26 protein-coding genes are annotated in these 23,607 nt (G+C 73.4%); 10 read left to right on the top strand and 16 right to left on the bottom strand.

Going from position 1 to position 23,607, the window contains the following annotated elements; translation table 11 throughout:
* The first annotated feature begins 92 nt into the window (after positions 1-92).
* A complete protein-coding gene (locus tag ITJ68_RS04125; protein WP_194627812.1) occupies positions 93-890 on the top strand; it encodes an HAD-IIA family hydrolase in 798 nt (265 codons plus the stop codon).
* Positions 891-894: 4 nt separating this feature from the next.
* Complete coding sequence (locus tag ITJ68_RS04120; RefSeq protein WP_194660027.1) at positions 895-1,701, top strand: methyltransferase domain-containing protein; 807 nt, start codon at positions 895-897, stop codon at positions 1,699-1,701.
* A gap of 419 nt (positions 1,702-2,120) precedes the next feature.
* Here the strand turns inward: ITJ68_RS04120 and ITJ68_RS04115 are convergent, their stop codons facing one another.
* From ITJ68_RS04115 to ITJ68_RS04105, 3 genes are all read right to left on the bottom strand, one after another.
* Entirely contained in the window at positions 2,121-2,342 is a 222-nt protein-coding gene (locus tag ITJ68_RS04115) for a hypothetical protein (RefSeq protein ID WP_194660026.1), read from the bottom strand.
* 237 nt (positions 2,343-2,579) lie between these two features.
* A complete protein-coding gene (locus ITJ68_RS04110) occupies positions 2,580-4,154 on the bottom strand; it encodes a phosphatase PAP2 family protein (RefSeq protein WP_194660025.1) in 1,575 nt (524 codons plus the stop codon).
* Positions 4,155-4,257: 103 nt separating this feature from the next.
* Positions 4,258-5,187 carry a CPBP family intramembrane glutamic endopeptidase gene (locus ITJ68_RS04105; RefSeq protein ID WP_194660024.1) on the bottom strand — a complete coding sequence of 310 codons (930 nt, stop codon included), beginning with the start codon at positions 5,185-5,187 and terminating at the stop codon, positions 4,258-4,260.
* Between the two features lie 21 nt (positions 5,188-5,208).
* Between ITJ68_RS04105 and ITJ68_RS04100 the strand changes: the two genes are divergently transcribed.
* Positions 5,209-5,898 carry a metal-dependent transcriptional regulator gene (locus tag ITJ68_RS04100; protein ID WP_194660023.1) on the top strand — a complete coding sequence of 230 codons (690 nt, stop codon included), beginning with the start codon at positions 5,209-5,211 and terminating at the stop codon, positions 5,896-5,898.
* Between the two features lie 63 nt (positions 5,899-5,961).
* On the opposite strand, the gene ITJ68_RS04095 is transcribed toward ITJ68_RS04100, so the two are convergent.
* On the bottom strand, positions 5,962-6,606 hold the full coding sequence (locus tag ITJ68_RS04095) for a HEAT repeat domain-containing protein (protein ID WP_194660022.1): 645 nt from the start codon (positions 6,604-6,606) through the stop codon (positions 5,962-5,964).
* Between the two features lie 90 nt (positions 6,607-6,696).
* Here ITJ68_RS04095 and ITJ68_RS04090 point away from each other — a divergent pair, with 90 nt between their 5' ends.
* Entirely contained in the window at positions 6,697-7,650 is a 954-nt protein-coding gene (locus ITJ68_RS04090; protein WP_194660021.1) for an aldo/keto reductase, read from the top strand.
* 69 nt (positions 7,651-7,719) lie between these two features.
* Here ITJ68_RS04090 and ITJ68_RS04085 read toward each other — a convergent pair whose 3' ends face one another.
* Entirely contained in the window at positions 7,720-9,360 is a 1,641-nt protein-coding gene (locus tag ITJ68_RS04085) for a hypothetical protein (RefSeq protein WP_194660020.1), read from the bottom strand.
* Complete coding sequence (gene pyrE / locus ITJ68_RS04080) at positions 9,357-9,908, bottom strand: orotate phosphoribosyltransferase (RefSeq protein WP_194660019.1); 552 nt, start codon at positions 9,906-9,908, stop codon at positions 9,357-9,359. Before pyrE ends, ITJ68_RS04085 begins: the two co-directional genes overlap by 4 nt.
* Positions 9,909-9,984: 76 nt before the next feature.
* Between pyrE and ITJ68_RS04075 the strand changes: the two genes are divergently transcribed.
* A complete protein-coding gene (locus tag ITJ68_RS04075; protein WP_194660018.1) occupies positions 9,985-11,679 on the top strand; it encodes a hypothetical protein in 1,695 nt (564 codons plus the stop codon).
* 66 nt (positions 11,680-11,745) lie between these two features.
* Positions 11,746-13,125 (top strand): M23 family metallopeptidase, encoded by a 1,380-nt coding sequence (locus ITJ68_RS04070; RefSeq protein WP_194660017.1) that lies wholly within the window; start codon positions 11,746-11,748, stop codon positions 13,123-13,125.
* Here ITJ68_RS04070 and ITJ68_RS04065 read toward each other — a convergent pair.
* Genes ITJ68_RS04065 through ITJ68_RS04040 form a run of 6 tightly spaced genes read right to left on the bottom strand, consistent with a single transcriptional unit; the run spans position 13,122 to position 16,247 of the window.
* Positions 13,122-13,946: an aminoglycoside 3'-phosphotransferase gene (locus ITJ68_RS04065; protein WP_323743207.1), complete on the bottom strand. Its 825-nt coding sequence runs from the start codon at positions 13,944-13,946 to the stop codon at positions 13,122-13,124. The two genes, ITJ68_RS04070 and ITJ68_RS04065, sit on opposite strands and share 4 nt — an antisense overlap.
* A 1-nt stretch (position 13,947) precedes the next feature.
* A complete protein-coding gene (locus ITJ68_RS04060; protein WP_194660016.1) occupies positions 13,948-14,544 on the bottom strand; it encodes a hypothetical protein in 597 nt (198 codons plus the stop codon).
* The gene (locus tag ITJ68_RS04055) at positions 14,541-15,125 is read right to left on the bottom strand and encodes a DNA/RNA endonuclease G (RefSeq protein ID WP_194660015.1); all 585 of its coding nucleotides are present in this window, start codon (positions 15,123-15,125) and stop codon (positions 14,541-14,543) included. The genes ITJ68_RS04060 and ITJ68_RS04055 overlap by 4 nt, the downstream gene beginning before the upstream one ends.
* A complete protein-coding gene (locus ITJ68_RS04050; protein ID WP_194660014.1) occupies positions 15,122-15,607 on the bottom strand; it encodes a hypothetical protein in 486 nt (161 codons plus the stop codon). Before ITJ68_RS04050 ends, ITJ68_RS04055 begins: the two co-directional genes overlap by 4 nt.
* Positions 15,604-15,795 carry a DUF2273 domain-containing protein gene (locus ITJ68_RS04045; RefSeq protein ID WP_194660013.1) on the bottom strand — a complete coding sequence of 64 codons (192 nt, stop codon included), beginning with the start codon at positions 15,793-15,795 and terminating at the stop codon, positions 15,604-15,606. Before ITJ68_RS04045 ends, ITJ68_RS04050 begins: the two co-directional genes overlap by 4 nt.
* Positions 15,792-16,247, bottom strand: a complete 456-nt coding sequence (locus ITJ68_RS04040; protein WP_194660012.1) for an Asp23/Gls24 family envelope stress response protein — start codon at positions 16,245-16,247, stop codon at positions 15,792-15,794. Before ITJ68_RS04040 ends, ITJ68_RS04045 begins: the two co-directional genes overlap by 4 nt.
* A 138-nt stretch (positions 16,248-16,385) precedes the next feature.
* Here ITJ68_RS04040 and ITJ68_RS04035 point away from each other — a divergent pair, with 138 nt between their 5' ends.
* Positions 16,386-17,222 carry an exodeoxyribonuclease III gene (locus tag ITJ68_RS04035; protein WP_194660011.1) on the top strand — a complete coding sequence of 279 codons (837 nt, stop codon included), beginning with the start codon at positions 16,386-16,388 and terminating at the stop codon, positions 17,220-17,222.
* 782 nt (positions 17,223-18,004) lie between these two features.
* Here the strand turns inward: ITJ68_RS04035 and ITJ68_RS04030 are convergent.
* The gene (locus ITJ68_RS04030; RefSeq protein WP_194660010.1) at positions 18,005-18,928 is read right to left on the bottom strand and encodes an AEC family transporter; all 924 of its coding nucleotides are present in this window, start codon (positions 18,926-18,928) and stop codon (positions 18,005-18,007) included.
* A 124-nt stretch (positions 18,929-19,052) separates the two neighbouring features.
* On the opposite strand from ITJ68_RS04030, the gene ITJ68_RS04025 reads away from it, so the two are divergent.
* Both ITJ68_RS04025 and ITJ68_RS04020 read left to right on the top strand, forming a co-directional pair.
* Positions 19,053-19,646 (top strand): nitroreductase family protein, encoded by a 594-nt coding sequence (locus ITJ68_RS04025; RefSeq protein WP_194660009.1) that lies wholly within the window; start codon positions 19,053-19,055, stop codon positions 19,644-19,646.
* Between the two features lie 103 nt (positions 19,647-19,749).
* Positions 19,750-20,520, top strand: a complete 771-nt coding sequence (locus ITJ68_RS04020; RefSeq protein WP_194660008.1) for an HAD-IIB family hydrolase — start codon at positions 19,750-19,752, stop codon at positions 20,518-20,520.
* A 40-nt stretch (positions 20,521-20,560) separates the two neighbouring features.
* On the opposite strand, the gene ITJ68_RS04015 is transcribed toward ITJ68_RS04020, so the two are convergent.
* Together ITJ68_RS04015 and ITJ68_RS04010 are read right to left on the bottom strand one after the other, a co-directional pair.
* Entirely contained in the window at positions 20,561-21,184 is a 624-nt protein-coding gene (locus ITJ68_RS04015; protein ID WP_194660007.1) for a phosphoribosylanthranilate isomerase, read from the bottom strand.
* A gap of 45 nt (positions 21,185-21,229) precedes the next feature.
* A complete protein-coding gene (locus ITJ68_RS04010) occupies positions 21,230-21,718 on the bottom strand; it encodes a MarR family winged helix-turn-helix transcriptional regulator (RefSeq protein WP_194660006.1) in 489 nt (162 codons plus the stop codon).
* A gap of 36 nt (positions 21,719-21,754) precedes the next feature.
* On the opposite strand from ITJ68_RS04010, the gene ITJ68_RS04005 reads away from it, so the two are divergent.
* Positions 21,755-22,390: an MBL fold metallo-hydrolase gene (locus tag ITJ68_RS04005; RefSeq protein WP_194660005.1), complete on the top strand. Its 636-nt coding sequence runs from the start codon at positions 21,755-21,757 to the stop codon at positions 22,388-22,390.
* A 30-nt stretch (positions 22,391-22,420) separates the two neighbouring features.
* Here the strand turns inward: ITJ68_RS04005 and ITJ68_RS04000 are convergent, their stop codons facing one another.
* On the bottom strand, positions 22,421-23,473 hold the full coding sequence (locus ITJ68_RS04000; RefSeq protein ID WP_071279724.1) for a serine/threonine-protein kinase: 1,053 nt from the start codon (positions 23,471-23,473) through the stop codon (positions 22,421-22,423).
* Positions 23,474-23,607 lie beyond the last annotated feature (134 nt).

The raw sequence follows: 23,607 nt of genomic DNA, 5'->3' as shown, positions 1-23,607 counted from the left end.
TCCTCCTCGGATCGGGACGTGTCCGGACGACCCTAGCGAGGTCGTTCTCGGCGCACCTGAGCGTGGCAGCGACGGCCAGTAGGGTGTGCCACATGGCATCCCGCGACGAAGTCGAGTGCTGGCTGACGGACATGGACGGCGTGCTCGTGCACGAGAACCACGCGCTGCCCGGAGCACCTGAGCTGATCCAGCAGTGGCTCGACGAGGGCACCGAGTTCCTGGTGCTCACGAACAACTCGATCTTCACGCCGCGCGACCTCAGCGCCCGGCTCCGCTGGTCCGGCATCGACGTGCCCGAGGACCGCATCTGGACCTCCGCCCTCGCGACGGCCGACTTCTGCAAGTCCCAGATGCCCGGCGGCTCCGCGTTCGTGATCGGCGAGGCCGGCATGACCACCGCCCTGCACGAGGCCGGCTTCATCATGACCGAGACCTCGCCCGACTACGTCGTCGTCGGCGAGACCCGGAACTACTCGTTCGAGGCCATCACCAAGGCCGTCCGGCTGATCCGCGACGGCGCCCGCTTCATCGTCACCAACCCCGACGCGACGGGCCCGAGCGCCGAGGGCGTCCTGCCGGCCACCGGGGCGATCGCCGCGATGATCGAGAAGGCCACGGGCAAGCAGCCCTACGTCGTCGGCAAGCCGAACCCGATGATGTTCCGCTCGGCGATGAACCGCATCGGCGCCCACTCGGAGAACACCGGCATGATCGGCGACCGGATGGACACCGACGTGCAGGCCGGCATCGAGGCCGGGCTGCACACCGTGCTCGTCATGACCGGCATCAGCGACCAGGCCGAGATCGACCGCTACCCGTTCCGCCCGAGCGAGGTCATCTCGGGCGTCCACGAGCTCGTCCGCGCGGAGCCCATCGAAGTCGAGATGTAGGACGGTGCGCTGGGACCCGGCCCGCTACGCGGCCTTCACGGACGAGCGGTCGCGGCCGTTCCACGACCTGGTCGCCCGGATCGCGGGTCCCTTCCAGCACGGCCAGGAGGCTCCCCGTCGCGTCGTCGACCTGGGGTGCGGACCCGGGGCCCTCACAGCCACGCTCGCGGGCCGCTGGCCGACGGCCCGGGTCGTCGGGGTCGACTCCTCGGCGGAGATGCTGGCGGACGCGGCACCGGTGGGCGCGGACCACCCCCGCCTGTCGTTCGAGCTGGGCGCGATCGAGGACTGGACGCCCGGCCCCGAGGACGACGTCGTCGTGACGAACGCGGCGCTGCAGTGGGTGCCGTCCCACACCGGGCTCCTCCCGCGGTGGCTGGACGCGATGCCCGACGGCTCGTGGTTCGCGATGCAGGTGCCCGGCAACTTCGACTCCTCGTCGCACGCCCTCATGCGGGCCGTCGCTGCCGAGGGCCCCTGGGCGTCGGCGCTCGACGGCGTGCTGCGCGCGGACCCGGTCCTCGACGGTGCGGGGTACCTCGACCTCTTCGAGTCCGCTGGCTTCGCGACGGTCGCGTGGGAGACCACCTACCTGCAGCTGTTGGCGGGCGAGGACCCGGTGCTCGCCTGGGTCCGGGGCACGGGACTCCGACCGGCGCTGGCCACGCTCGACGCCGCCGACCCGACGGGTGGGATGACCGCCGGGTTCGAGGCCGACTACGCCGCTCGTCTCCGGCAGGCCTACCCGAGCGGCCCCCACGGCACCGTGTACCCGTTCCGTCGCGTCTTCGCCGTCGGCCGCAAGCGCTGACCCGACGCCCCTCGGCCTCCTGAGCGGTTTCCATCCGGCGCGATGACGAATCCGGTTCACGGAACGCGGGTCGAGACCACCGGATCCGTCACCGCCGAGGACGAAGACCGTCTGCGTCTGCGTCGGCGTCGGCGTCGCGACCGACGAACTCACCGTCTCCGTCTGGTGCGACGCCGGTGCCGACGGTAGAACTCACCCGTTTCCTTCCGGCGCGATGACGAATCCGGTTCACGGAACGCGGGTCGAGACCACCGGATCCGTCACCGCCGAGGACGAAGACCGTCCCGCGTCGACGGCGGCGCTGGCGTTGGCGACGGCGACTCGAGCGACGAACTCACCGTCTCTGTCCGGTGCGACGCCGACGCCGGTGCCGACGGCAGAACTCACCCGTTCCCTTCCGGCGCGATGACGAATCCGGTTCACGGAACGCGGGTCGAGACCACCGGATCCGTCACCGCCGAGAACGAAGACCGTCCCGCGTCGACGGCGGCGCTGGCGTTGGCGTTGGCGTTGGCGTTGGCGACGGAGACGGCGGCGTTGGCGACGGCGACGGCGACGGCGACGGCGACTCGAGCGACGAACTCCCCGTCTCTGTCCGGCGCGACGCCGGTGCCGGTGCCGGTGCCGACGGCAGAACTCACCCGTTACCTTCCGGCGCGATGACGGATCTGGTTCACCGAACGCGGGTCGAGACCACCGGATCCGTCACCGCCGAAAACGAAGACCGTCCTGCGTCGACGGCGGTGACGGCGGCGGCGGTCGCGGCGGTGGGGTCGCGCCCGCCGCCGCGTTCCCTGACAGGTGAGCCGCGCCTCCTGGCCGGGTGGGACGTGACCGGCCAACCGACGCGAGGCGCACGTCGGTCGGCCGGTGCTCGCTCAGCCGCTGACGACCGGCAGGTGGACGCCCTTCGGGACGGTGCCCGAGGTGGCCGGGTCGGACACCGGAGCCGGTGCGACCGGGGTGACGGGCGTCACCGGAGTGGTGGGCGCCGGGGTGGGCGCGGGCGTCGGTGCGGCGGCGAGGACGCGCGCCTGACCACCGGTCGAGACGACCCGCACGGAGCCGTCCTGGGCGACCGCGACGGTCGCGCTGGTGGCGGCGGCGAGGTCCAGGCGCTCCCACGACCCGTTCGCGGAACCGGTCTGGTCGAGCGGGAAGCCCGACGTGATCTCGGTCTGCGCGAGCACCGCGGTGCGCTGGGCGTCGGTGAGGGTCGGGAACGTGGTGAGCAGCAGGTTCTCGGCGCCGGTGGGGACGCTCGCGGGCAGGCCGGTGGTGCCGGTCGTCGCGAACCCGTAGGTCAGGCGCTCGTGGTAGACCTTCACGGCCGAGGCGCGGTCGCTGACGACCTGTGCCGTGCCGCCCGGGATCGCTGCCCCGCCGTAGGGGTCGTCCTGGTAGGGCTTCTCGGCCGCGATGCACTGGGAGAGCGTGGTGCCGCAGGCGGCCTCGAGGTAGCTGACCAGTTCCTTGCGCGCCGGCTCGAGCACGTCCGTGCGGTACGACGCGTCGGACCAGCGAGCTGCGAGTGCCGCCTCGCCGTCGATGCGACCGCCCATGATGTCGAGCGGGTAGTGCACGCCGAGGACGATGCGGTCGTTGCCGGCCTCGGAGGTGCGGGCCAGGATCTCCGGCGCGAGCTCGGGCAGGAGCGTGGCGAGCGTGATGCCGGCCTGGTAGGCGGTGGTGGTGTGGCCGCTGGGGAACGAGCCGCCCGTGCAGATGCCCTTCGTGCCGTAGCCGGCGTCGAGCACGACGTCGTTCGGGGAGAACTCCTTCGTGGTGTCCGTCTGCGGGGCCACGCGGGTGATGTCGAGGCTGCCGTCGGCGCTCGCGTACGGCTTGCCGACGCGGTTCGGTGCGACCGAGGAGCTGTTCACCGTCGCGGGTGCACACCCGGCCTGGTCGTCGCCAGCTGGCAGCGTCGCCGTGGTCGACGCGGGCAGGTAGGGCCGCGGGTAGCTGAAGTGCGCCTTCGCGGTGCCCGTGCCGACGTAGGCCCCGGAGGTACCGGTGGAGCTGTTGACCAGCGCGCTCGTCAGCGGGAGCGCTCCGGTCGCACGGCCCTGGACGTAGGCCTTCTCGAGGACGTCACCGAGCCCCTGCGACACCGTGGACGACTGGTCGTACGACGTGTTGGTCGTGTTCTCGTACTCGGAGTCCTGCAGTGCACGGAACTGCTGCGCCGGGGTCGCGTGCTGGTTGATCCAGGACGTCAGGGCGTCGTTCTGGGCGAGGGTCGCGGGGCCGACGACGGTGCCGTGCAGGTCGTTCTCCCCGCTCGAGTGCCAGAAGGAGTCGTAGCCGCTCAGCAGCGAGACGAGGTCCGGCGGCGTGGTGTCGCTCGGGTGGGTGGCGGCGGACGCCTCGAGGGGGTTGCCGACGACCAGGGAGGTCGCGATCGCTGCGACCGTCACCCCGGTGGCGATCGCGCGTGCAGATGAACGCATTCGTGGTGGCCGCCTGGGACGCAGGCGACGCTCCTCTCTGTGGACCGACTGGGATCCCCGTCATGGTGCGGAGAGCCGGTGTCCAGCAGGAGAACAGTCGCCGTCAGCCGGGTGAACCGGCCGGGGTGTCTGTAGGGGTTCGCAGGTCGTTCCACGTCGGAACGACCTCGGGCGCGCGGAGCGGCTCGGCGTCGGGGTTCCGCGGCACCTCGCGCCAGCGACGACGGAGCCGGCGCGGGCGGTCGTCCCGCCAGGCCACCATCCCGCCGGCGACGATGCCGAACGCCAGGACCGCGAACGCGAACAGCCCGATGCCCCCGGCCGCGACGGGGTCGCCCGACCCCCGCCGCACCGTCGCGGAGACGGCGATCGAGCCGAAGTCCCAGAACGCGTGGAGCAGCACGGGCAGCAGCAGACCGCGGCTCAGACGTCGGGCGACGTAGAGGGTCGACCCGAACGACGCCGCGAAGACGACCTGCACGACCGTCGTGCCGATGCCCGCGCCGGCGAGCGCGTTCAGCAGGTGGAGCAGCCCGAAGAGCACACAGGAGACGATCCAGACGCCGAACTCGGGCAGGCGTCGGCGGAGCCCCACGAGCAGCACCCCGCGGGTCATCAGCTCCTCGAAGACCCCGACGAACAGCACCCCGAGGGCGAGCAGCGCGAAGTAGTGCCACGGCAGCGCACCCCACCCGACGAGCGGCAGCCGGACCAGGCAGACGACGACGATGAGCACCGGGGCGATCCAGGCCCAGCGCGGACGGCCCCGTGTCGCGTCGACCGTCGCGATGCGCCACCACCCGAGCCCGGTGACGATGACGGCGAGCACGAGCGCCGCGATGCCCTCGGGGACGACGAGGGCGGAGACGACGCTGTCGACCGTGAGGCCGAGCGACGGGTAGTCGTCACTCGGCCGGGCACGCCAGGCGCTGACTGCCGCGAAGAGCACGAGCGGGGCCAGGCCGATGAGGAGCGACGGCGGGACGGGCCACCGGCGACGGCGACGCCGGGTGGTCGTGGGATCGACGGGCATGCCTGTTTGTACCATTGCGGTATGCGCCTCCCTCCGCTCTCCACCATGGCGGAGGACTACGTCAAGCTGATCTGGAAAGCCGCCGAGCGCGGTGACCCCGGCATCGCGACGCGGGACATCGCCGCTGCGCTCGGGGTGTCTGCGTCGACGGTGTCCGGCAACCTCCGGAAGCTCGACCGTGACGGCCTCATCGAGCACACCCCCTACTACGGCGTGGTGCTCACCCCGCTCGGGCACCAGGTCGCCGTGGCCATGGTCCGACGGCACCGGCTGATCGAGTCGTTCCTGGTCGACCGGCTCGGGTACTCGTGGGACGAGGTCCACACCGAGGCCGAGGCGCTCGAGCACGCGGTGTCTGAGACGTTCCTCGACCGGGTCGACGCCGACCTCGGGCACCCGACGCACGACCCGCACGGCGACCCGATCCCCCGCGCCGACGGCTCGCTGCCGTCCTCGCCGGGCGCCCTGCTCACGACCGTGGTGCCCGGGACGTGCGGCACCGTCGACCGGGTCTCCGACGACGACCCGTCCCTGCTGCGGTACTTCGACGAGCTCGGCGTGGGGCTCGGCACGCACCTCCGGGTGGAGCAGGTCCGCGACTACGCCGGCGTGGTCGCCGTGGCACGTCGGGACGCCGACGGGTCGGAGTCGCTCGTCGACCTGCCCGCAGCGGCCGCCGCGGCGATCTGGCTCGCGCCGGACGACGACTGACGCCGGAGACCGACAGCCCGGCGGCAGGCGGCAGGCGGCCGCCGCCGACACGTCCGGCTCCAGTCAGCCCTTCGCGGACCGGGTGCGCCCGAGTGCGACCTCGCGACGAGCCCGTTCGAGCGCCAGCGCGGACCCGGCGTCCGGGTCGTGCAGCAGCCGCTCGGTGTCGGCGGCGTGCTCACGGACGTCGGGGTTCCGGTGCTCGGCCGCCGCGTCGAGGACGGGCGTGACGACCTCGGCCCCGAGGCCGGCGAGCGCCCGGCTGAGGGCGAGCCGCGTCTCCCGGTCGCCCTGCCCGAGCTGGACGGCGAGCGCCCGGGCGAGCTCGGCGCGGGAGGTGTCCGGCACGAGGACGACGGCGGCACGCCAGGCGGTGCGGACGACGCCCGGGTCCAGGTCCTCCAGCCGGGCTGCGACCTGCGGGTACACCGACCCGTCGCGGATCTTCGACAGCGTGTGCAGCGCCTGGCTCCGCGCCTGCGGTTCCGGACGATCGAGTTCCCGGAGCACCCGCGGCACGACGACCTCGGCGGGCAGCCGGAGCAGCGCCCACGTGAGCATCTCCCGCACCTGCAGGTCGGGCTCGAGCGCGCACTGCTCGACCAGGAGCTCGAGGTCGTCCGTCAACGGTTCGGTGCCGGCGGCCATCACCGCCCGGAGTCGGACGGCGGGACGGGGGTCGGCGAGGTACGAGGAGAGCGTGGTCATGTCCAGGTCCACGACACCCTGACGCTGCGACGTTGTCAAGCGCACCGGCCTAGCGTGGACGACGACCGTTCCGATCCGAAAGGAATCCGCATGCCCCGCATCGGCAGCAGCGACCTCCACGTGTTCCCCCTCGCCCTCGGTGGCAACGTCTTCGGGTGGACCGCGGACGAGTCCACCTCGCACCAGGTCCTCGACGCCTACACGGCAGCGGGTGGCGACTTCATCGACACCGCCGACGTGTACTCCGCCTGGGGCGACGGCAACTCCGGCGGTGAGTCCGAGACCGTCATCGGCTCGTGGTTCGCCGCGTCGGGCAAGCGCGACGACGTGACGATCGCCACGAAGGTCTCCCAGCACCCCGAGTTCCCCGGGCTGTCGGCGGACAACGTCGCGAAGGCCGCGCGTGCGAGCCTGCAGCGCCTCGGCACCGACCGGATCGACCTGTACTACGCGCACTTCGACGACCAGGACACCCCGCTCGAGGAGACCGTGCGGGCGTTCGACCAGCTCGTGCAGGAGGGCCTGGTCCGCTTCACCGCGATCTCGAACTACTCGCGCGAACGTGCCGCCGAGTGGATCCGGATCGCCGAGGCGAACGGCCTGGCCCGCCCGGTCGCGATCCAGCCGCACTACAACCTGGTGACCCGCCAGCCGTACGAGTCCGAGATCGCACCGCTCGCACACGACGCCGGGCTCGGCGTCGTGCCGTACTTCTCGCTCGCCGCCGGCTTCCTCACGGGCAAGTACCGCACGAAGGACGACTTCGCCGGCAAGGACCGCGAGGGCCAGGTCTCCGGGTACTTCACGGACGCCGGCCTGGCCGTCGTCGACGCCCTCGAGGGCATCGCGACCGCGCACGACGTCGAGATCGCCACCGTCGCACTCGCCTGGCTGCAGGCCCAGCCCGACGTGGTCGCGCCGATCGCGTCGGCGCGGAACACCGAGCAGCTGCCGGCGCTCCTCGCCTCGGCCGACCTCGAGCTCGACGTCGAAGAGCTGCAGACGCTCTCCGACGCCTCCGCGAAGGTGCGGACCACGGTCTGACCGCGGTCCACGACGGACGGGAGGCTCCCCACCGGTCCGGTGGGGAGCCTCCCGTCTGTCGTGTGCTGGCTACGCCGTCGAGGCGGGCGGACCGGCCGTGGCCACCATGGCTGCGGCTGCCGGCGACTTCGTCGGCGTGAGCTGCTCGTCGAGCGTGTTGGACCGGATCCAGAACGAGATGAGGACGACCGCCAGCAGCATCAGGAGGATGATCACGACCGCCCCGCCGATGAGGAGCTGCTTGCCGCGCTTGCCCTCGTCGCGCAGGCGGGCGAAGCCCTCGTTGATGAAGTTGCCGCCGTCTGCCGTCGAGCCGGCCTGGGACGGCGACCGGGCGGGTGCCGGGGACGGCGTGTGGACCGCCGGCATCATCTGCGTGCCGGTGTCGTGCGGGTCGTACCCGGTGGAGCCGAGCTGGCTGACCGCCTGGGTGCCGAAGAGGTCCTTGATCGCGCTCGTGTCGCTCGTCTCGCGACCGTCCCACTCGGACTGGTCGAGCTCGTCGAGGTCGAGCCGGGCGGGCGGCGGCGTGACCGGGCGCTCGGTCGGGGTCGGCCGGTCGACGGGCGGGGCCGGGCGCTCGACGGGCGGGGTCTGGGTTTCAACGGGCGGGGCCGGTCGGTCGGCGGGTGGTGCCGGGCGGTCGACGGGCGGGGCCGGGCGCTCGGTGTCCATCGTGTCGCCAGGGAAGACCTCGCCGGTGCGGGCGGCGTCGTCGCTGAGGGACCAGCTGCCGAGGTCGTCGTGGTCGACCGTCTCCGGGACGGGCAGCGCCGTGGTCGCGGGTCCGACGGGCTCGTCGTCGATGACGTCGTCGTCGTCGGCCTCGTCCGCCAGCGACCACCCGCCGCCGAGGGTGGTGGTGTCGAACGAGTTCGAGGTCAGCGTCGTCGGGACCTCACCGGCGTCGGCGTCGTTGACCGCCCAGTCGAAGGGACGTCCGGCGTCGGGTCGGTCCGCACCGTCGACCCCGGGCATGCGCAGGAGCTCGGTGAAGGTCGGCGGCTCGTCGGTCGGCGGCAGCGTGTCCTCCACGCCGACCGGCTGCTGTGCGAGGGGGCCGGTCGGGGTGGCCCGGGAGCCCGTCGCGCGACCGAGGAAGTCGACGTCGTCGCGGCCGAGCCCCAAGGGGTCGGTGCGTCGACGCTCGTCCTCGATCGCCTGGGTCTCCGCGGCGCGCTGGTCGCGGTTCGTCTGCGCGAACGGCAGGTGGATCGAGCTGGGGTGCGGCGCCGTGGTGCTCGGCGGGACCGCGGAGGCCGGCGGGATCCGGCCGCTCAGCAGGGACCGGTCGGGGTCGGAGGCCGGGTGCGAGGGGGCCGCGAGCTGCTCGGGCATCGAGATGGCCTGGGTGGCGTCCTCGTCGAGCGGCGCGCGAGCGGGCGCGGAGGCGGGCTCGGCGTCCGTCGGAGCGGTGGGCTCGTCGCCCGTCGGAGCGGCGGGCTCGGCTGCCGGTGCAGAGGCGGGCGCGAAGCGCTCCGGGAGCGGCTCGCCGGTCTCGGCGGCGGCGCGCTCCGCCTCACGACGTTCCCGGCGCGACGGCCACTCGTCGGCGGTGCGCGGAGCACCGAAGATGTCGGCGGCACTGCGGAGTCCCGGGAAGCGAGCGTCCGTGGCGGGAGCGGGCGGGGCCTCCTGGCCGTCTGCCCCGTGCTCGGGGCGGGCGGCGTCGTCGGGCTCGCGCGCGTCGTCCGGACGCTCCGGGGTCACGCGGTCAGCCCCAGGTCGGCCAGTCCGATCGCCGCGAAGTACGGGTAGCCGGCTGCCTCGATCGTCTCCTTGGCGCCGGTGTCCCGGTCGACGACGACCGCGACGCCCACGACGATCGCGCCCTCGCGCTCCAGGGCCTCGGCGGCCTTGAGCGGGGAGCCACCGGTGGTGGAGGTGTCCTCGAGGACGATGACACGCTTGCCGCGGAGGTCCGGGCCCTCGACCTGCTTGCCGCGGCCGTGGTCCTTCGGCTCCTTGCGGACGACGAAGGCGTCGTACGTGCCGCCACGCGCTGCCGACTGGTGGAGCACGGCGGCGGCGATCGGGTCGGCGCCCATCGTCAGGCCGCCGACGGCGGAGACGTCGGGCACACCGGCGATCAGGTCGGTCATGACCTGGCCGATCAGCGGGGCGACGCGGTGGTCCAGGCTGACTTTGCGGAGGTCGATGTAGTACGTCGCCTTCTTGCCGCTGGTCAGCGTGAAGTCACCGTGGAACACGGCCTCAGCCGTGATGTGGTCGATCAACTGCTCGCGCGCGTCCGTCACAGCGCACAAGGGTAGTCGGTCCGGCCCGTCCGGCGCTCATCGGAGCTGTCGGGGACGCGTCGGTACGCTGCCTGGTGTGTCCCTCGAACGCCCGTCGCGTCCAGCGGCCGGCGGGTCCCGCCGAGCCGGCTCCGACCGCGGGCTCGACCGCGGGAGGTCACCGCGGGACCGCGTCGGTGCCCTCGGGCGTGAGGCGCTCGGTGCGCTCGTCGCGGTCGCCCTGGCGGTCGTCGCGCTCCGCCACGTGCTCGCCTCGGCCCGGGTCTCGCTGCTCTGGTACGACGGCGACTCGGTGCTGCTGCCCCTGGTCGTCCGGTCGATCCGGGCCGGTGAGCCCTTCGAGTGGGCGATGTCGCCCGCGCTGTTCTTCTTCCCCGAGCTGCCGGTCTACCTGCTCTGCTCCCTCGTCACCGCGACGCCGCAACAGGCACTGGCGCTCAACGGCGTCCTGGTGCTGCTCGGCGTCTACGCGCTCGTCCGGGCGGTCGCCAACGAGCTGATGCCGTCCGCCCGCCGGTCGGCGCGGATCGCCGTCGCGGTGCTGGCGGTCGGGTTCCTCACGCTGCAGGTGCTGACGGAGTCCTCGGCCACCGCGACGTCGCTCGAGCTCGCGTCCCTGCTGCTCACGACGACCTACTACTACGGCGTCGTGCTGGCGCTGCTCGCCACGGCGGCGCTCGTGCTCCGTGCCGTCCGGGTCGGGCGGGCGTCCGTGGCGGTCCTGGTCACGCTCGGCCTGGTCGCCGCGTGCACGACCGCGTCGAACCCGCTGTACGTGCCGTGGTCCGGCGGCCCGGTCGTCGTGACGCTGCTCGTGGTCGCGCTGCTGCGCCGGGTGCCGTGGCGGCCGGCGCTGTGGCTGTCCGGCGTCGTCGTGCTCGGCGCCGTCGTCGGGTCCCTCGTGCGCATCCCGCTCCGGCCGTTCGTGTCGCTCGACCCCTCGTCGTACGTGCACCCGTCGCGTGCGGCGTCGACCCTCGGCTTCTTCGCGTCGTTGACGGACGACCGCGCGGGGTCCGGCGAGGGCGACGTCGGGCTGTTCCTGATGCTCGTCGGGGTCCTGCTCGCCGTCGGCGGGACGGTGTGGGCCTGGCGGGTCCGCACCGCCAGGACCGTCCTGGTCGCGTCGCTCCTGCCCACGGTGACGATCGCGGCCGTCTCCGTCGGGGTCGTCGTCGCCGGGTCGGACACCCCTCGCTACCTCGAGCCCGTCGTGGTCGCGCCGCTCATCGCCCTCGTCGCGGTCTGCGAGCTCACGCGCACGGCCGTCCGGCGCACCCGGGTGCACCGGCCGGTCCGGGGCGTGCGGGTGGCGCTCGCGCTCGGCACCGCCGTCGTGCTGGCAGCCGGGGTCGCGGTGGCGCCGAGCACCCTCCGGGCCGTCCGGACTGCCGCGTACACGCCGGCGAGCTGCCTCGACCGCTGGGCGGACGGCCGGGACGTCGTCGGGGTCGGGCAGTTCTGGACGGTGCGGCCGCTCGCGACCTACGCGTCGACCAACGTCGACCTGCTGCAGGTCCGTGACACGTTCCAGGTCTACCCGTGGCTCGTCGACCTCGGGGCCTACCGGGACGCCGACCCGACGTTCGTGGTCGTGGGCTCCGGCGACGTGTGGCCGACGTCCGTGGAGGACCTCCTCGGACGGCCCGCCTCGGTCACGCACTGCACCGGGTTCGACGTCTGGGACTACGCCGGGACGAGCGGTGCAGCCCGGTTGCGGAGCGACGTCGTGGGCAGCGCGGACGTGGTCCGACGCGAGCGTGGGTTCTGAGCGAGTTCTCCACAGATGTGCGGCGACGTCGCGGCGGATCTGTACGGATGTATAGGCTCGCTCCCGATGACTCGCTCTGCCTCCCCCTCCTCGCGCCCGCTGTCCGGTCGACGCCCGGGGCTCCGCCAGCGGCTGGGCCTGCGCCTGGCGGTCACCGGCGTCGCCCTGCTCGGGCTGACCGGCACCGTCGTGCTCGACGCTCCCCCGGCACAGGCGGCGACCTACCCGTCGTGGGACGACGTCCTCGCCGCCCGCGGGCAGGAGTCGCAGAAGAACAGCCAGATCTCCGACATCCAGGGCCTCATCGGGCAGCTCGAGTCGAAGGCCAGCGCCGCTGCCACCGAGGCCCAGGAGCGCGGCACCGAGTACTCCGACGCCCAGCGCAAGGCACAGCGTGCGGCCGAGAAGGAACGGGCCCTCCGCGCCGATGCCGAGGAACACGCCGAGGTCGCCGAGCAGAGCGCCGCCCAGGCCGGCCGGTTCGCCGCGCAGATGGCGCGCTCGGGCGGGACCGACGTCTCCACCAGCGTGCTGACCGGTGGTGAGGACACCCGTGACCTGCTCTACGACCTCGGTGCGCTGAGCAAGCTCTCCGAGCAGGCCGAGCGTGTGGAGACGGCCGCGAGCGCGGACGCCTCCGTCGCCAGGGCCCTCACCGGGCAGGCCGACCGGGCAGCTGCCGCGCTGGCCGACCTGGCGAAGGCGGCACAGGACCGCATGGCCGAGGCGCAGGCCGCGTCCGACCGGGCCCAGGCTGCCTACGACGAGCAGCAGGACAACAAGGCACGGCTCCAGGCGCAGCTGGCCACGCTGACCTCCGGCCGCGTCCGGACCGAGGCCGAGTTCGCCGAGGGCGAGGCCGTCCGCAAGGCCGCGGCCGAGCGAGCCGCGCGTGAAGCCGCCGCGGCCGCCCGTCGTGCCGCGGAGGCCGCTGCGCGAGCAGCCGCCGCGAACGCCGCGAACACCAGCGGCGGGGGTGGCGGCGGAGGCGGCGGCGCTCCGGTCGGCGGGTCACCGTCGGTCGGCACGGGCTCGGGCACCGGGTGGGTCCGACCCGCCGGCGGGTACATCTCGAGCTCCTACGGCTACCGCGTGCACCCCATCACGGGCAACGGGAGCTTCCACGACGGCATCGACCTCGGCAGCGGCTGCTCCACCGCGATCGTCGCCGCGTCAGCCGGCACCGTCGAGTACGTCGGCTGGTACGGCGGCTACGGCAACTACGTGCGCATCAACCACGGCAACGGGGTCGCGACGGCGTACGGCCACATCGTCAGCGGCGGCTTCCGGGTCACCCCGGGGCAGCAGGTCGCCGCGGGCACCCTGGTGGCGCTCGTCGGGTCGACCGGCAACTCGACCGGGTGCCACCTGCACTACGAGACCCACGTCGGGGGCGGCACGACGGACCCGGTCGGCTTCATGGCCGCCAGGGGCGTGGGCTTCTAGCCGGAGACGCCGTCGCCGCGGCTGCGGTCGCTGCTGCCGCCGACGCTGAGGATCCCGTCGTCGTCGAGGTTCCACAGTGCGCGGTACCAGGCGGTGCGTTCCGCGTCGGCTGGCAGTCCGTAGGCCTCGTGGAACAGCGGCTCCCACCCGGGTCCGACGTTCCACCCGAGCGCCATCGTGGCCACGGCCAGGTCCGCCCAGCGGTCGGCGACACCGAGCGCGCCGAGGTCGACGTGGCCCGCCCAGCGCCCGTCCGCGCCGATGAGCGTGTTCGGCGTGCACGCGTCGCCGTGGCAGACGACGAGCAGGTCCGTCTCGGGCTCGGGGCCGAGCAGGGACGGGTTCGCGCCCGCCGCACGGCCTCGCTCCGCCCGGTCGTCGCTCGACCAGACGAAGGGGCACTCGGCCACGGGGAGCGTGTCGTGCAGCGCGCGGAGGCCCTCCCCGACGGCGATCACCACGGTCCGGGGCTCGTCGCGCCAGCGCGGGTCGACGGCGCTCCACCCCGGGACCGCCCGGGTGCGGAGCCAGGCACCCTGCTCGTCGGCGCCGTGGTCGACGACCTCGGGCACGCGGAGCCACCGGCCTGCCCAGGTGAGCCGCGCGACCTCGGCGTCGATCCACGGCGTGTAGGCCGCCGGCACCCACTTCACGTACTCGTCGGCGCTGTCGGCGTCGGTGCCCCCGAGTCGGAAGGTCTTCCCGCCGATCGCGTTCACCCACACCGGGACCGCGGGGCGCGCGCCGACCACCGAGGCCACGGCGTCGGGCATGGTGACCTCGCCGCGCGGCAGGCCCCCGAGCGACAGCGGTGCACCCACGTCAGCGCACCCGGTCCGGCCGCGACGACCCGGCGCCGCCGCGGGCGATCTCGAGCAGCACGGGCAGCGGTCCGCCGAGCAGGGCGTCGAGGTCGGCGACGATCTCCTCCACGCGGGTCGTGACCTCGCGGGGCGACGCACCCTTCCGGGGACGGACCCGGATGCGCAGGGCACGGCGACCGCGGACCCGGTGCACGTCGACGGCGAGGGACGCGATCTGCGGCATCGCACCGACGGCGGACGACAGGGCGTGCTGCACGGCGGCGGCGTCGATGCGCACGACCCCCGGCAGCCCGGCTGCGCTGCCGTCGTCCTCGACCACGGTGCCGGCACGACCACCGCCCAGTCCGCTCAGCACGACGAGGGCCAGGACACCGACCAGCACCGCGCCGCCGAGCACCCACGCCCAGGCGGCGATCGCGCCCTCGTGGGGCGCATCCGCTCCGAGGTCCCCGAGCGCTGCCCGCGCGGCGTCGTGCCAGCGTTCAGCGGCCCACGGCACGGTCTGCACGAGGACCGTCGCGACGCCGAGGACGAGCAGTGCCAGTCCCGTGACGACCAGTGCGACGCGGCTGAGCACGCGGTTCGTGGCGTTCACCCGTCGACCCGTCCCGTCGGCTGGACCCGCACGCGCGCATGCACCGCGGGCACGACGTCCATGGCATCGAACTCGCGGTCGACGGCGTCCTTCGCGGCGACCGCTGGCACGTCGACCCCGGCGGCGGGTCGGAGCACGACGTCCACCGTCCGCCGCCCCACGGTCCCCACCACGGCGTCCGGGCCGAGTCGCGTGGCTCCGCGGGCGGCTCGTGCGGCAGCGGAGGCGAGCACCTCGTCGTCGACCACGACGGCGAGGCGGTCCGACGGCATGGTGTGGCGCGGACGACGCCCGGGCAGCAGGCCCTTCGCCAGGAGGACGAGGCCGACGAACGCGACGACCGCGCCGACACCGACCACGACGGTCGGGTCGAGCGCACGCGGGGCAGCGACCGCGGCGTCGACGACGTCCCGCGGATCGACGCCGACCACGCGCTGGTCGAGGAACACGAGCACGGCGGCGACGACCGCGGCAGCAGCGACGACGAGCAGCAGGAGCATCGCGACCACCGTCGACACGGACCGGGACTCGTGGGTCTCGCGGCGCAGGACCCGGCGGGCGAAGGCGTCGTGCTCGGTCATCGCACCCGCCTCGGGGTGTCGACGACCGACGAGGTGAACGTGACGTCCACGCGCTGGACCTGGCGGCCGGTGATCGCGCTGATCCGCTCGGCCACCGTGGCCCGGGCTCGGTGGGTCCGCGCGACGACGGACTCGGGCGGCGCGGTGGTGCCGCCGTCCGACGCGTCCGACGCGTCCGACGCGTCCGACGCGTCCGTCGCAGCCCGTCCGGCTGTCGAGCGCGCGCCGAGCACCGGCATCACCAGCGGCGCCGTGACGGTCACGGCCAGGGAGCCGCGGCCGTCGTCGGCGACGCGCGCCCGGACGTCACGCACGGAACTCCCCAGAGCCTCGGCCGCCACCACCTGGGCGGTGTGCACGAGCGCCGCCGTGCCGATCCGGTCGTACCCGGGCACGCGGCCGGTGCCAGCGGCAGCGGCCACCCCAGCGCCAGCGGCAGCGGCAGCGGCAGACGCGGTCGTCGCGGGGGCCGCACCGCTCACGACGAGCTCCGGCGCCCGCGCAGCACGTCGAGCAGCCGGTGGACGTCGACGTCCCCGGAGACGACCCTGGCGACGAGGGCCCCGAGCGCCATGCACACGGCGACGACCAGCAGTGCCCAGAAGCCGAGCGTCAGTGCGACGACCGCGAGCACGGCGCCGACACCCATGCCGACGACGGTCGCGCTCATCGGAGGCGGCCGTCGACGTCGTCGGGGGTGCCGTCGAGCGCGGGGATGTTGACGTCGTTGATGGCGATGTTCACCTCGGTGACCTGCAGCCCGACCAGCTCGGTGACGGCGTTCGTGACCGCGGTGCGCACGGCCGAGGCGACCTCCATCATCGGCGTCGGGTAGTCCACGACGATCGTCAGGTCGACGGCGACCTGGGTCTCGCCGACCTCGACGCGGACGCCCTGCCCGAGCGCGGTCGACCCGATGGCGTCGCGGATGGCACCGAAGGCGCGTGCCGCGTTCCCACCGAGCGCGTACACGCCGGGGACGTCCCGCGCGGCGATCCCGGCGACCTTCGCGACGACCTGGTCGTCGATGATCGTCCTGCCGGCGCCGGTCACCTGCGTCGTCGTGGTGGCGCTGGTCGCGGTGGCTGCGGTGCCGTCCACGCGGTTGCTCGTCGTTGCCATGGTGCTGCTCCTCACGGTGGTCTGGACTCTCGGTCCAGGGAACACCATGGCCGCGTTGACCGCTCGGAGTCACTGACCGCTCGGAGCGTCGGCCTGCCCGGAGCCGGTGGTCGGTGGCGACGGGTAAGTTCGTGTTCCATGCGCGTGGCGACCTGGAACGTGAACTCCGTCCGCACCCGAGTCGGCCGGGTGGTCGACTGGCTCGTGCGAGAGGACGTCGACGTCCTCGGCATGCAGGAGATCAAGTGCAAGCCCGAGCAGTTCCCGGTCGACGCGTTCGAGGCCGCCGGCTACCACGTCGAGGCCCACGGGCTGAACCAGTGGAACGGCGTCGCGTTCGCCAGCCGCCTGCCGATGGACGACGTCACCCGTGACTTCCCCGGCCAGCCCGGCTTCCTCAAGGGACACGAGGGCCCCGACCTCCCGGTGGAGGCCCGCGCCATCGGCGTCACCGTCGACGACGTCCGCCTGTGGAGCCTCTACGTCCCCAACGGGCGCGAGGTCGGCGACCCCCACTACACGTACAAGCTCGACTGGCTCGCCGAGCTGGCCGACCGCACCACCGAGTGGTTGCAGGCCGACCCCGACCTCAAGCTCGCGCTGATGGGTGACTGGAACGTCGCGCCGCTCGACCAGGACGTCTGGGACATGCGCGTCTTCGAGGGCTCGACCCACGTCAGCGAGCCCGAGCGCACCGCCTTCCGCACGTTCGAGGCCCGCGGCCTGCAGGACGTCGTCCGCCCGATCGTCCCCGACGGCTACACGTACTGGGACTACAAGCAGCTGCGCTTCCCCCGCAACGAGGGCATGCGCATCGACTTCGTGATGGGCTCCCAGGGCTTCGCCGACGTCGTCACCGGCGCCTCGATCCACCGCGACGAGCGCAAGGGCGACGCCCCGAGCGACCACGTCCCCGTCGTCGTGGACCTCGACCTCGACACCGCCCTCGACGACGACCGCCCGATGATCTTCTGACCCGGTCCGGTCCGGTCCGGTCCGGTCCGCTCCAGTCCCGGTCCGGTCCGGTCTGGTCCGTACCGGTCCCGCCCCGTCCGGTCCCGTCCGGTCCCGCGCCGCCGCGTCCCCTCCCGCCGCCGCCCGACCGGTCACGACACCCCGCTCACCTCCGCCGAGCGGTCACCACCCGTCGCTCCCGCGCCGCCCCACCGACGCTCCGTGACCACTGGCCGCCACCCCGTCGGGATGTCCCGACCACTCGCACCACCCGCCGGCACCGGCACCGGTACCGGCACCGGACCACCCACCGGCCTGGAGGCTCCCACCGGCCCCGCCCCGAACCTCCCGTCCGCCCCGCCCCGCGTCCCGCCCGCGCCGAGATCGCACTCCGTGTCGCCTCCCCGGGCTCGCACCCGACAGAACGTGCGATCTCACGACCGGTGCGAGCCGGCCACGCCGAGCGCCTCTCACCGGTCACGACACCCCGCTCACCTCCGCCGAGCGGTCACCACCCGTCGCTCCCGCGCCGTCCCACCGACGCTCCGTGACCACTGGCCGCCACCCCGTCGGGGTGTCCCGACCACTCGCGCCACCCGCCGGCACCGGCACCGCACACCCACCGGCCTGGAGGCTCCCCCACCGGCCCCGCCCCGAGCCTCCCGTCCGCCCCGCCCCGCGTCCCGCCCGCGCCGAGATCGCACTCCGCGTCGCCTCCCCGGCCCTGGACCCGACACCAACTGCGATCTCACCGGCCAGCGCGGGCCGGCGCGGGCCGGCGCCCCGGCCACGCCGGGCGCCACCTACGGGTGCAGCAGCGCGGCGATGAGCACCAGCACGGGCACCGCGCCGATCGTCGAGATGAGCACGACGTCCCGCGCGACCGGGACTGCGGCGTCGTAGCGCTGCGCGTAGTTGAAGACGTTCTGCGCCGCGGGCAGCGCCCCGAGCGTCGTCAGGACGAACACCTGCTGGTCGCCGAGCCCGAACACGAACCGGGCGAACACGTAGGCCACGGCGGGCATCACCAGGAGCTTCACGGCCGACGCCACGATCACGTCCGTCCGGATCGACGGGTCGCGGAGCGGGGCCGACCCGTGCAGGCTCATGCCGAACGACAACAGCACGACCGGCACGGCGGCGGCCCCGACGAGCGCGAAGGGCTCGAGCACCGGGACGGGCAGTCGGACGTGCAGCGCCGAGCACAGCAGCCCGAGGAGCGACGCGATGATGAGCGGGTTCGTGACGGGCCCGAGGAGCCGGCGCCGCCACCCGCCCCCGGACGCCGTCGCCGCGTCGAGGATCGTCAGCGCGACCGGGGCGAGCAGGACCAGCTGCAGCAGGATCACGGGCACGACGGCGGTGGCCTGCCCGAGGACGTACACGGCGACCGGCAGCCCGATGTTGTTCGCGTTGACGTAGCTCGACGCCAGCGCGCCGACCGTCGTCACCGTGAGCGACCGCCGCAGGACCAGGCCGAACACGAGCGCTGCCCCGATGGCGACGGTGACGGCGCTGAACAGCGACACCCAGAGCATCGGGGACACCAGCGACGCGATGTCCGCGGTCGCGATGGTGTGGAACAGCAGGCACGGCATGAGGACGAAGAACGCCAGTCGGCTCATCACGAACTGGGCGTGCGGTCCGAGCAACCCGACGCGCCCGACGACGTACCCGGCCGCGATGATCGCGCCGATGATCGCGAAGCCGATCAGAACGCCACCCATCGCCCCCATCCTGGCAGGTGTCGAAGCCCGACAGCACCGCTGGCGCCGTGTGTCATCCGTGGTGTCACCGGGATCCGGGTCACGAGTCGGAAATGCGGACGCATCGACCGCCGTTGTGCAGAGCATGACCGATGCCGCGACCACGCTCTCCCGTTCCACCGATTCGAGCCAGCCCCTCGTCCCGCTGCTCGAGGAGCGGTGGAGCCCGCGCTCCTACGACGAGACCGCGACGATCTCGGACGACCAGCTCGACGCCGTCCTCGAGGCCGCGCGCTGGGCCGCCTCCGCGCAGAACCTGCAGCCCCGCCGCTTCATCGCCGGCCGCCGCGGCACCGAGACGTTCCGGACGATCAACGAGCACCTGCTCGGCTTCAACCAGACCTGGGCCCACCGGTCGAGCGTCCTGGTGGTCGGCGTGCTCGAGACGGCCTCAGAGGACGGCGACGCCCGCCCGTTCGCGCAGTACGACCTCGGGCAGTCGCTCGCCGCCCTCACGGTGCAGGCGCACGCCGAGGGTCTCCACGTGCACCAGATGGCCGGCATCGACGCCCAGGGCCTGCGCGCGGCGTTCGACCTGCCGGAGCGCTTCCAGCCGTTCACGGTGACGGCCATCGGCACGGTCGCCCACCCGTCGCAGCTCGACGAGAAGGCCGCCGCGCGTGAGGTGGCTCCCCGCACCCGCCTGCCGCTCGACGAGGTCGTCCTCGTCAAGGAGTGAGCACCGGGGGGCGCCCGGCCCAGCCGACCGGCTTCCCGCAAGGACCGGCGTGACCCCGCACCCGTCCGGCTGCGGGGACATGTCGCATGACACAATCGGGTCCATGACCGCACCACGCCTCGTCGCCTTCGATCTGGACGACACCCTCGCCCCGTCGAAGTCCTCGCTCGACCCCCGCATGCTCGAGACCTTCGCCGCGCTGCTCGAGACGGTCCCCGTCGCCGTGATCTCCGGCGGCAACTTCCAGCAGTTCGAGCAGCAGCTGGTCACCCCGCTCAGCCAGCGCGCCGGTCTGACCCTCGACGACCTGCACCTGCTGCCCACCTGCGGCACGCGGTACTACCGCTGGGCCGGGGACGACTGGGCACTGCAGTACGCCGAGGACCTCACCGACGACGAGAAGGCCCGCGCGCTCGCCGCCGTCGAGGCCGTCGCGAAGGACGCCGGCTACTGGGAGTCCGAGACCTGGGGCGACATCCTCGAGGACCGCGGCTCCCAGATCACCTTCTCGGCGCTCGGCCAGGCCGCCCCGGTCGACGTCAAGAAGCAGTGGGACCCGACCGGTGCGAAGAAGGACGACCTGCGCCGCCGCGTGCAGGCCGAACTCCCCGACCTCGAGGTCCGCTCCGGCGGCTCGACCAGCGTCGACATCACCCGCAAGGGCATCGACAAGGCCTACGGCATGCAGCGCCTCGCCGAGATCACCGGCGTCGCGCTCGACGACATGCTCTTCGTCGGCGACCGGCTCGACCCCGAGGGCAACGACTACCCCGTCAAGGCCCTCGGCGTCCCCTGCCACGCGGTGGAGGGCTGGGAGGACACCGACGCGTTCCTCACCGAGCTGATCCCGACGCTCCGGGTCGCGTCCGTCTGACCGTCGCGTCCACCCGGCCGGGAGGCCCGGCCCGGCTCCGTCAGGGCAGGCTGCGGACCGCCTCGACGAACGCCCGGATCTTGGCGGCGTCCTTGACGCCGCGCTCGGACTCGACGCCGCTCGACACGTCGACGCCGTCCGGGTCGAGGCTCTCGACCGCGGCGACGACGTTGGCGGGGGTGAGCCCGCCCGCGAGGATCCAGGCCTCGTCGATGCCGTCCGCCAGCGTCGCGGGGTCGATGAGCCGTCCGCTGCCGGGCACCGCGGCGTCGAGCAGCAGCAGGTCGTGGTCGTACGCGGCACGCTGTTCGGGGGTCTCGGCGAGGTAGTCCTCGGCAGCGACGGCCCGGATCGTGAAGAAGCCGGCGTCCCGCGCGCGGGCGAAGTCCGTCGCGGACTCCTTGCCGTGCAGCTGCAGTGTCGTCAGGCCCACGGCCGAGGCGATCCCGACGATCTCGTCGATCTCCTGGTCACGGAACACCCCGACGGCGTCGACCCCGTCGGGCACCCGCTCGACGAGCTCCTTCGCCCGGTCAGCGGTGACGGTCCGGGGGCTGCCGGCGGCGAAGACGAACCCGACGGCGTCGGCACCGGCGTCGACGGCGACGTCCACGGTCTCCGGCGTCGACAAGCCGCAGATCTTGATCCATCGCTGGTCGCTCATGTCCTCCATCCTGCCCGAAACGACCGACGGACGGGCAGTGCCGGCTCAACCCTGCGCGTCGTCGACATCCTGGGCGAGCAGGGCCGCCGTGAGCTTGTCGAGCGCGGGGGCCGTCCGCGCGAGCACCGCCCGCTCCTCCGGGGTGAGCGCCGACTCGGCTGCCGCGAGCACCCGGTTGGCACGACGGGTCCGTGACTCGGCGATCACGGCCGTCCCGGCGGGGGTCAGGGAGACCAGGACCCCGCGGGCGTCCGACGGGTCCGGTGCCCGCGCGACGAGCCCCTGGGCCTCCAGGTCGGCGACCGTCACCCGCATGCTCTGGTGCCGCACGCGTCGCAGCCGTGCCAGCGTCGCGATGCTGTGGGCGCCGTCCCGCGCGAGGAAGCCGAGCGCCTCGATCTGCCCCTCCGGCGTGGTCTCGGACCGGCGGATCGCGCGCACGCTGTCGCCGATCGCCCGTCGCAGCGCGTTCGCGTCGTCGAGGGTGAAGGCGTCGTCGAGGGTGAACGCGTCGTCCTGGTCGCGGGAGGCCATGACCGAACTGTACAGGCAGGCTGTACACTCCGGAGCATGCAGCTGACGAAGCACACCCACGCCACCGTCGTCCTCCGTGACGGCGACCGCTCCCTCGTGATCGACCCGGGCGCCTACACGCCGAACTCCGCCGACCTCGTCGCCGGCACCGCCGCCGTCCTCGTGACGCACGACCACCCCGACCACTTCGACGCCGACGTCCTGACCGCCGCCCTCGACGCCCAGCCCGAGCTGCACGTCTGGGCACCGGCCGACGTCGTCACCGCGCTCGGCGAGCACGACGGCCGCGTCACGGCGGTCGCCCCCGGCGACACGATCGACGCCGGTGGCTTCGCCGTGCAGGTCCACGGCGGCGACCACGCCGTGATCCACGCCGACCTGCCCGCGATGAGCAACGTCGGCTACCTGGTCGACGGCCGCGTCTTCCACCCGGGTGACTCCTACTCGGTGCCCGACACCGCGGTCGAGACGCTGCTCGTGCCGACCTCCGGCCCGTGGGCCAAGCTCAGCGAGCTCGTCGACTTCATCCGTGCGGTCAAGCCGACCCGCGCGGTGCAGATCCACGACCTGATGCTCAGCGAGGCCGGCCGCGGCATGTTCGCCCAGTACAGCGGTCAGCTCACCGGCATCGAGCTCGTCACCCTGTCGGACGGCGACTCGCTGGAGGTCTGACCCGCCCAGACCGTCGCTGCCGCCCGGGGATCAGTGCAGCGTGCCCGCGACGTAGCTCAGCGCGCACGCGAGCAGCACCCCGGCGGCCGCGACGGTCCCGGTCGCGATGTTGCGTCGACGCCAGCGGTTGACCGCCTCGAACGTGCCACGTCGTGCGTGCCGGTGCGCGGCCCGGTGCATGCGGTGGTCCCGCTTGTGCGCCAGCCGCTCCGGGCCGAGCGGCACGGGCCCGGTGACCTGCATGGAACCCCCACGGAGCGCCCGGGCCACCGCGACGGCGGTCGGACGGCGGGCCGGGTCGCGGTCGGTCATGCGGAGCAGCAGGTCCTGCCAGTCGCGACCGACCTCGTCCGGGATCTCCGGGCTGCGACGCAGTCGCGCGAGCGCCGCCTCGATGAGCGTGCCGGAGTACTCCTGCTTGCCGGTCAGGGCCTCGAGCAGCACCAGTCCGAGCGAGTACACGTCGGTGGCGTAGCTGATCGGTTCCCCGGCCACCTGCTCGGGGCTCAGGTACGCGGCCGTGCCGATCACGGTGCCGTCGTTCGTCAGGCGCGAGCCGTCGACGAAGTGCGCGACACCGAAGTCCGTGAGCTTGACCGTCCGGGCGAACCCGGAGGAGCCCTCGTCGCTGATCAGGATGTTGGCGGGCTTGACGTCGCGGTGCACGATCCCGCGGGAGTGCACGTACGCCAGGGCGTCGGCGAGCTGGGCACCGAGGTCGGCCGCCTCGTAGTTGTGGAGCGCGCCCTCGGCCAGGCGGCGGAGCAGCGTGGTGTCGGCGATGAGCTCCATCACGATGAACCGGTGGGGTCCGTCGGGGAACTCGTGCGTGCCGGCGTCGTAGAGCGGGATGAGCCCCGGGTGCGACAGCATGCTGAGCAGCCGGATCTCGCGCTCCTGGCGGACCCGATCGGCCGTCGTCATCGAGTGCGGCGTCGCGAAGAGCTTCACGGCGACCAGACGGTAGGTGTGCTCGTCGCGGGCCTCGTAGACCGACCCCATGCCCCCGGTGCCGATGAGGCGCGCCAACCGGTAACGTCCGGAGAGCACCGTCTCCGTGCGGGTGTTGTCGACGAGTGACATCAGGGTGGTTCGATCCTTCGGGGAGCCATCGGGGGCGAGCGTTGCTCGTGCGCGACTCGCACGCAACGGTACGCGCCGTGTCCTCGATCCGGGTCGACGTTATGACATCGTGACGCGCCCGACATCCCTGGAAC

Origin of the sequence: Curtobacterium sp. VKM Ac-1395 (assembly GCF_015350975.1) — a bacterium.
Taxonomy (GTDB): domain Bacteria; phylum Actinomycetota; class Actinomycetes; order Actinomycetales; family Microbacteriaceae; genus Curtobacterium.
Note: the sequence above shows the minus strand (reverse complement) of the source record. Positions and strands in the feature narration are given on the sequence as shown.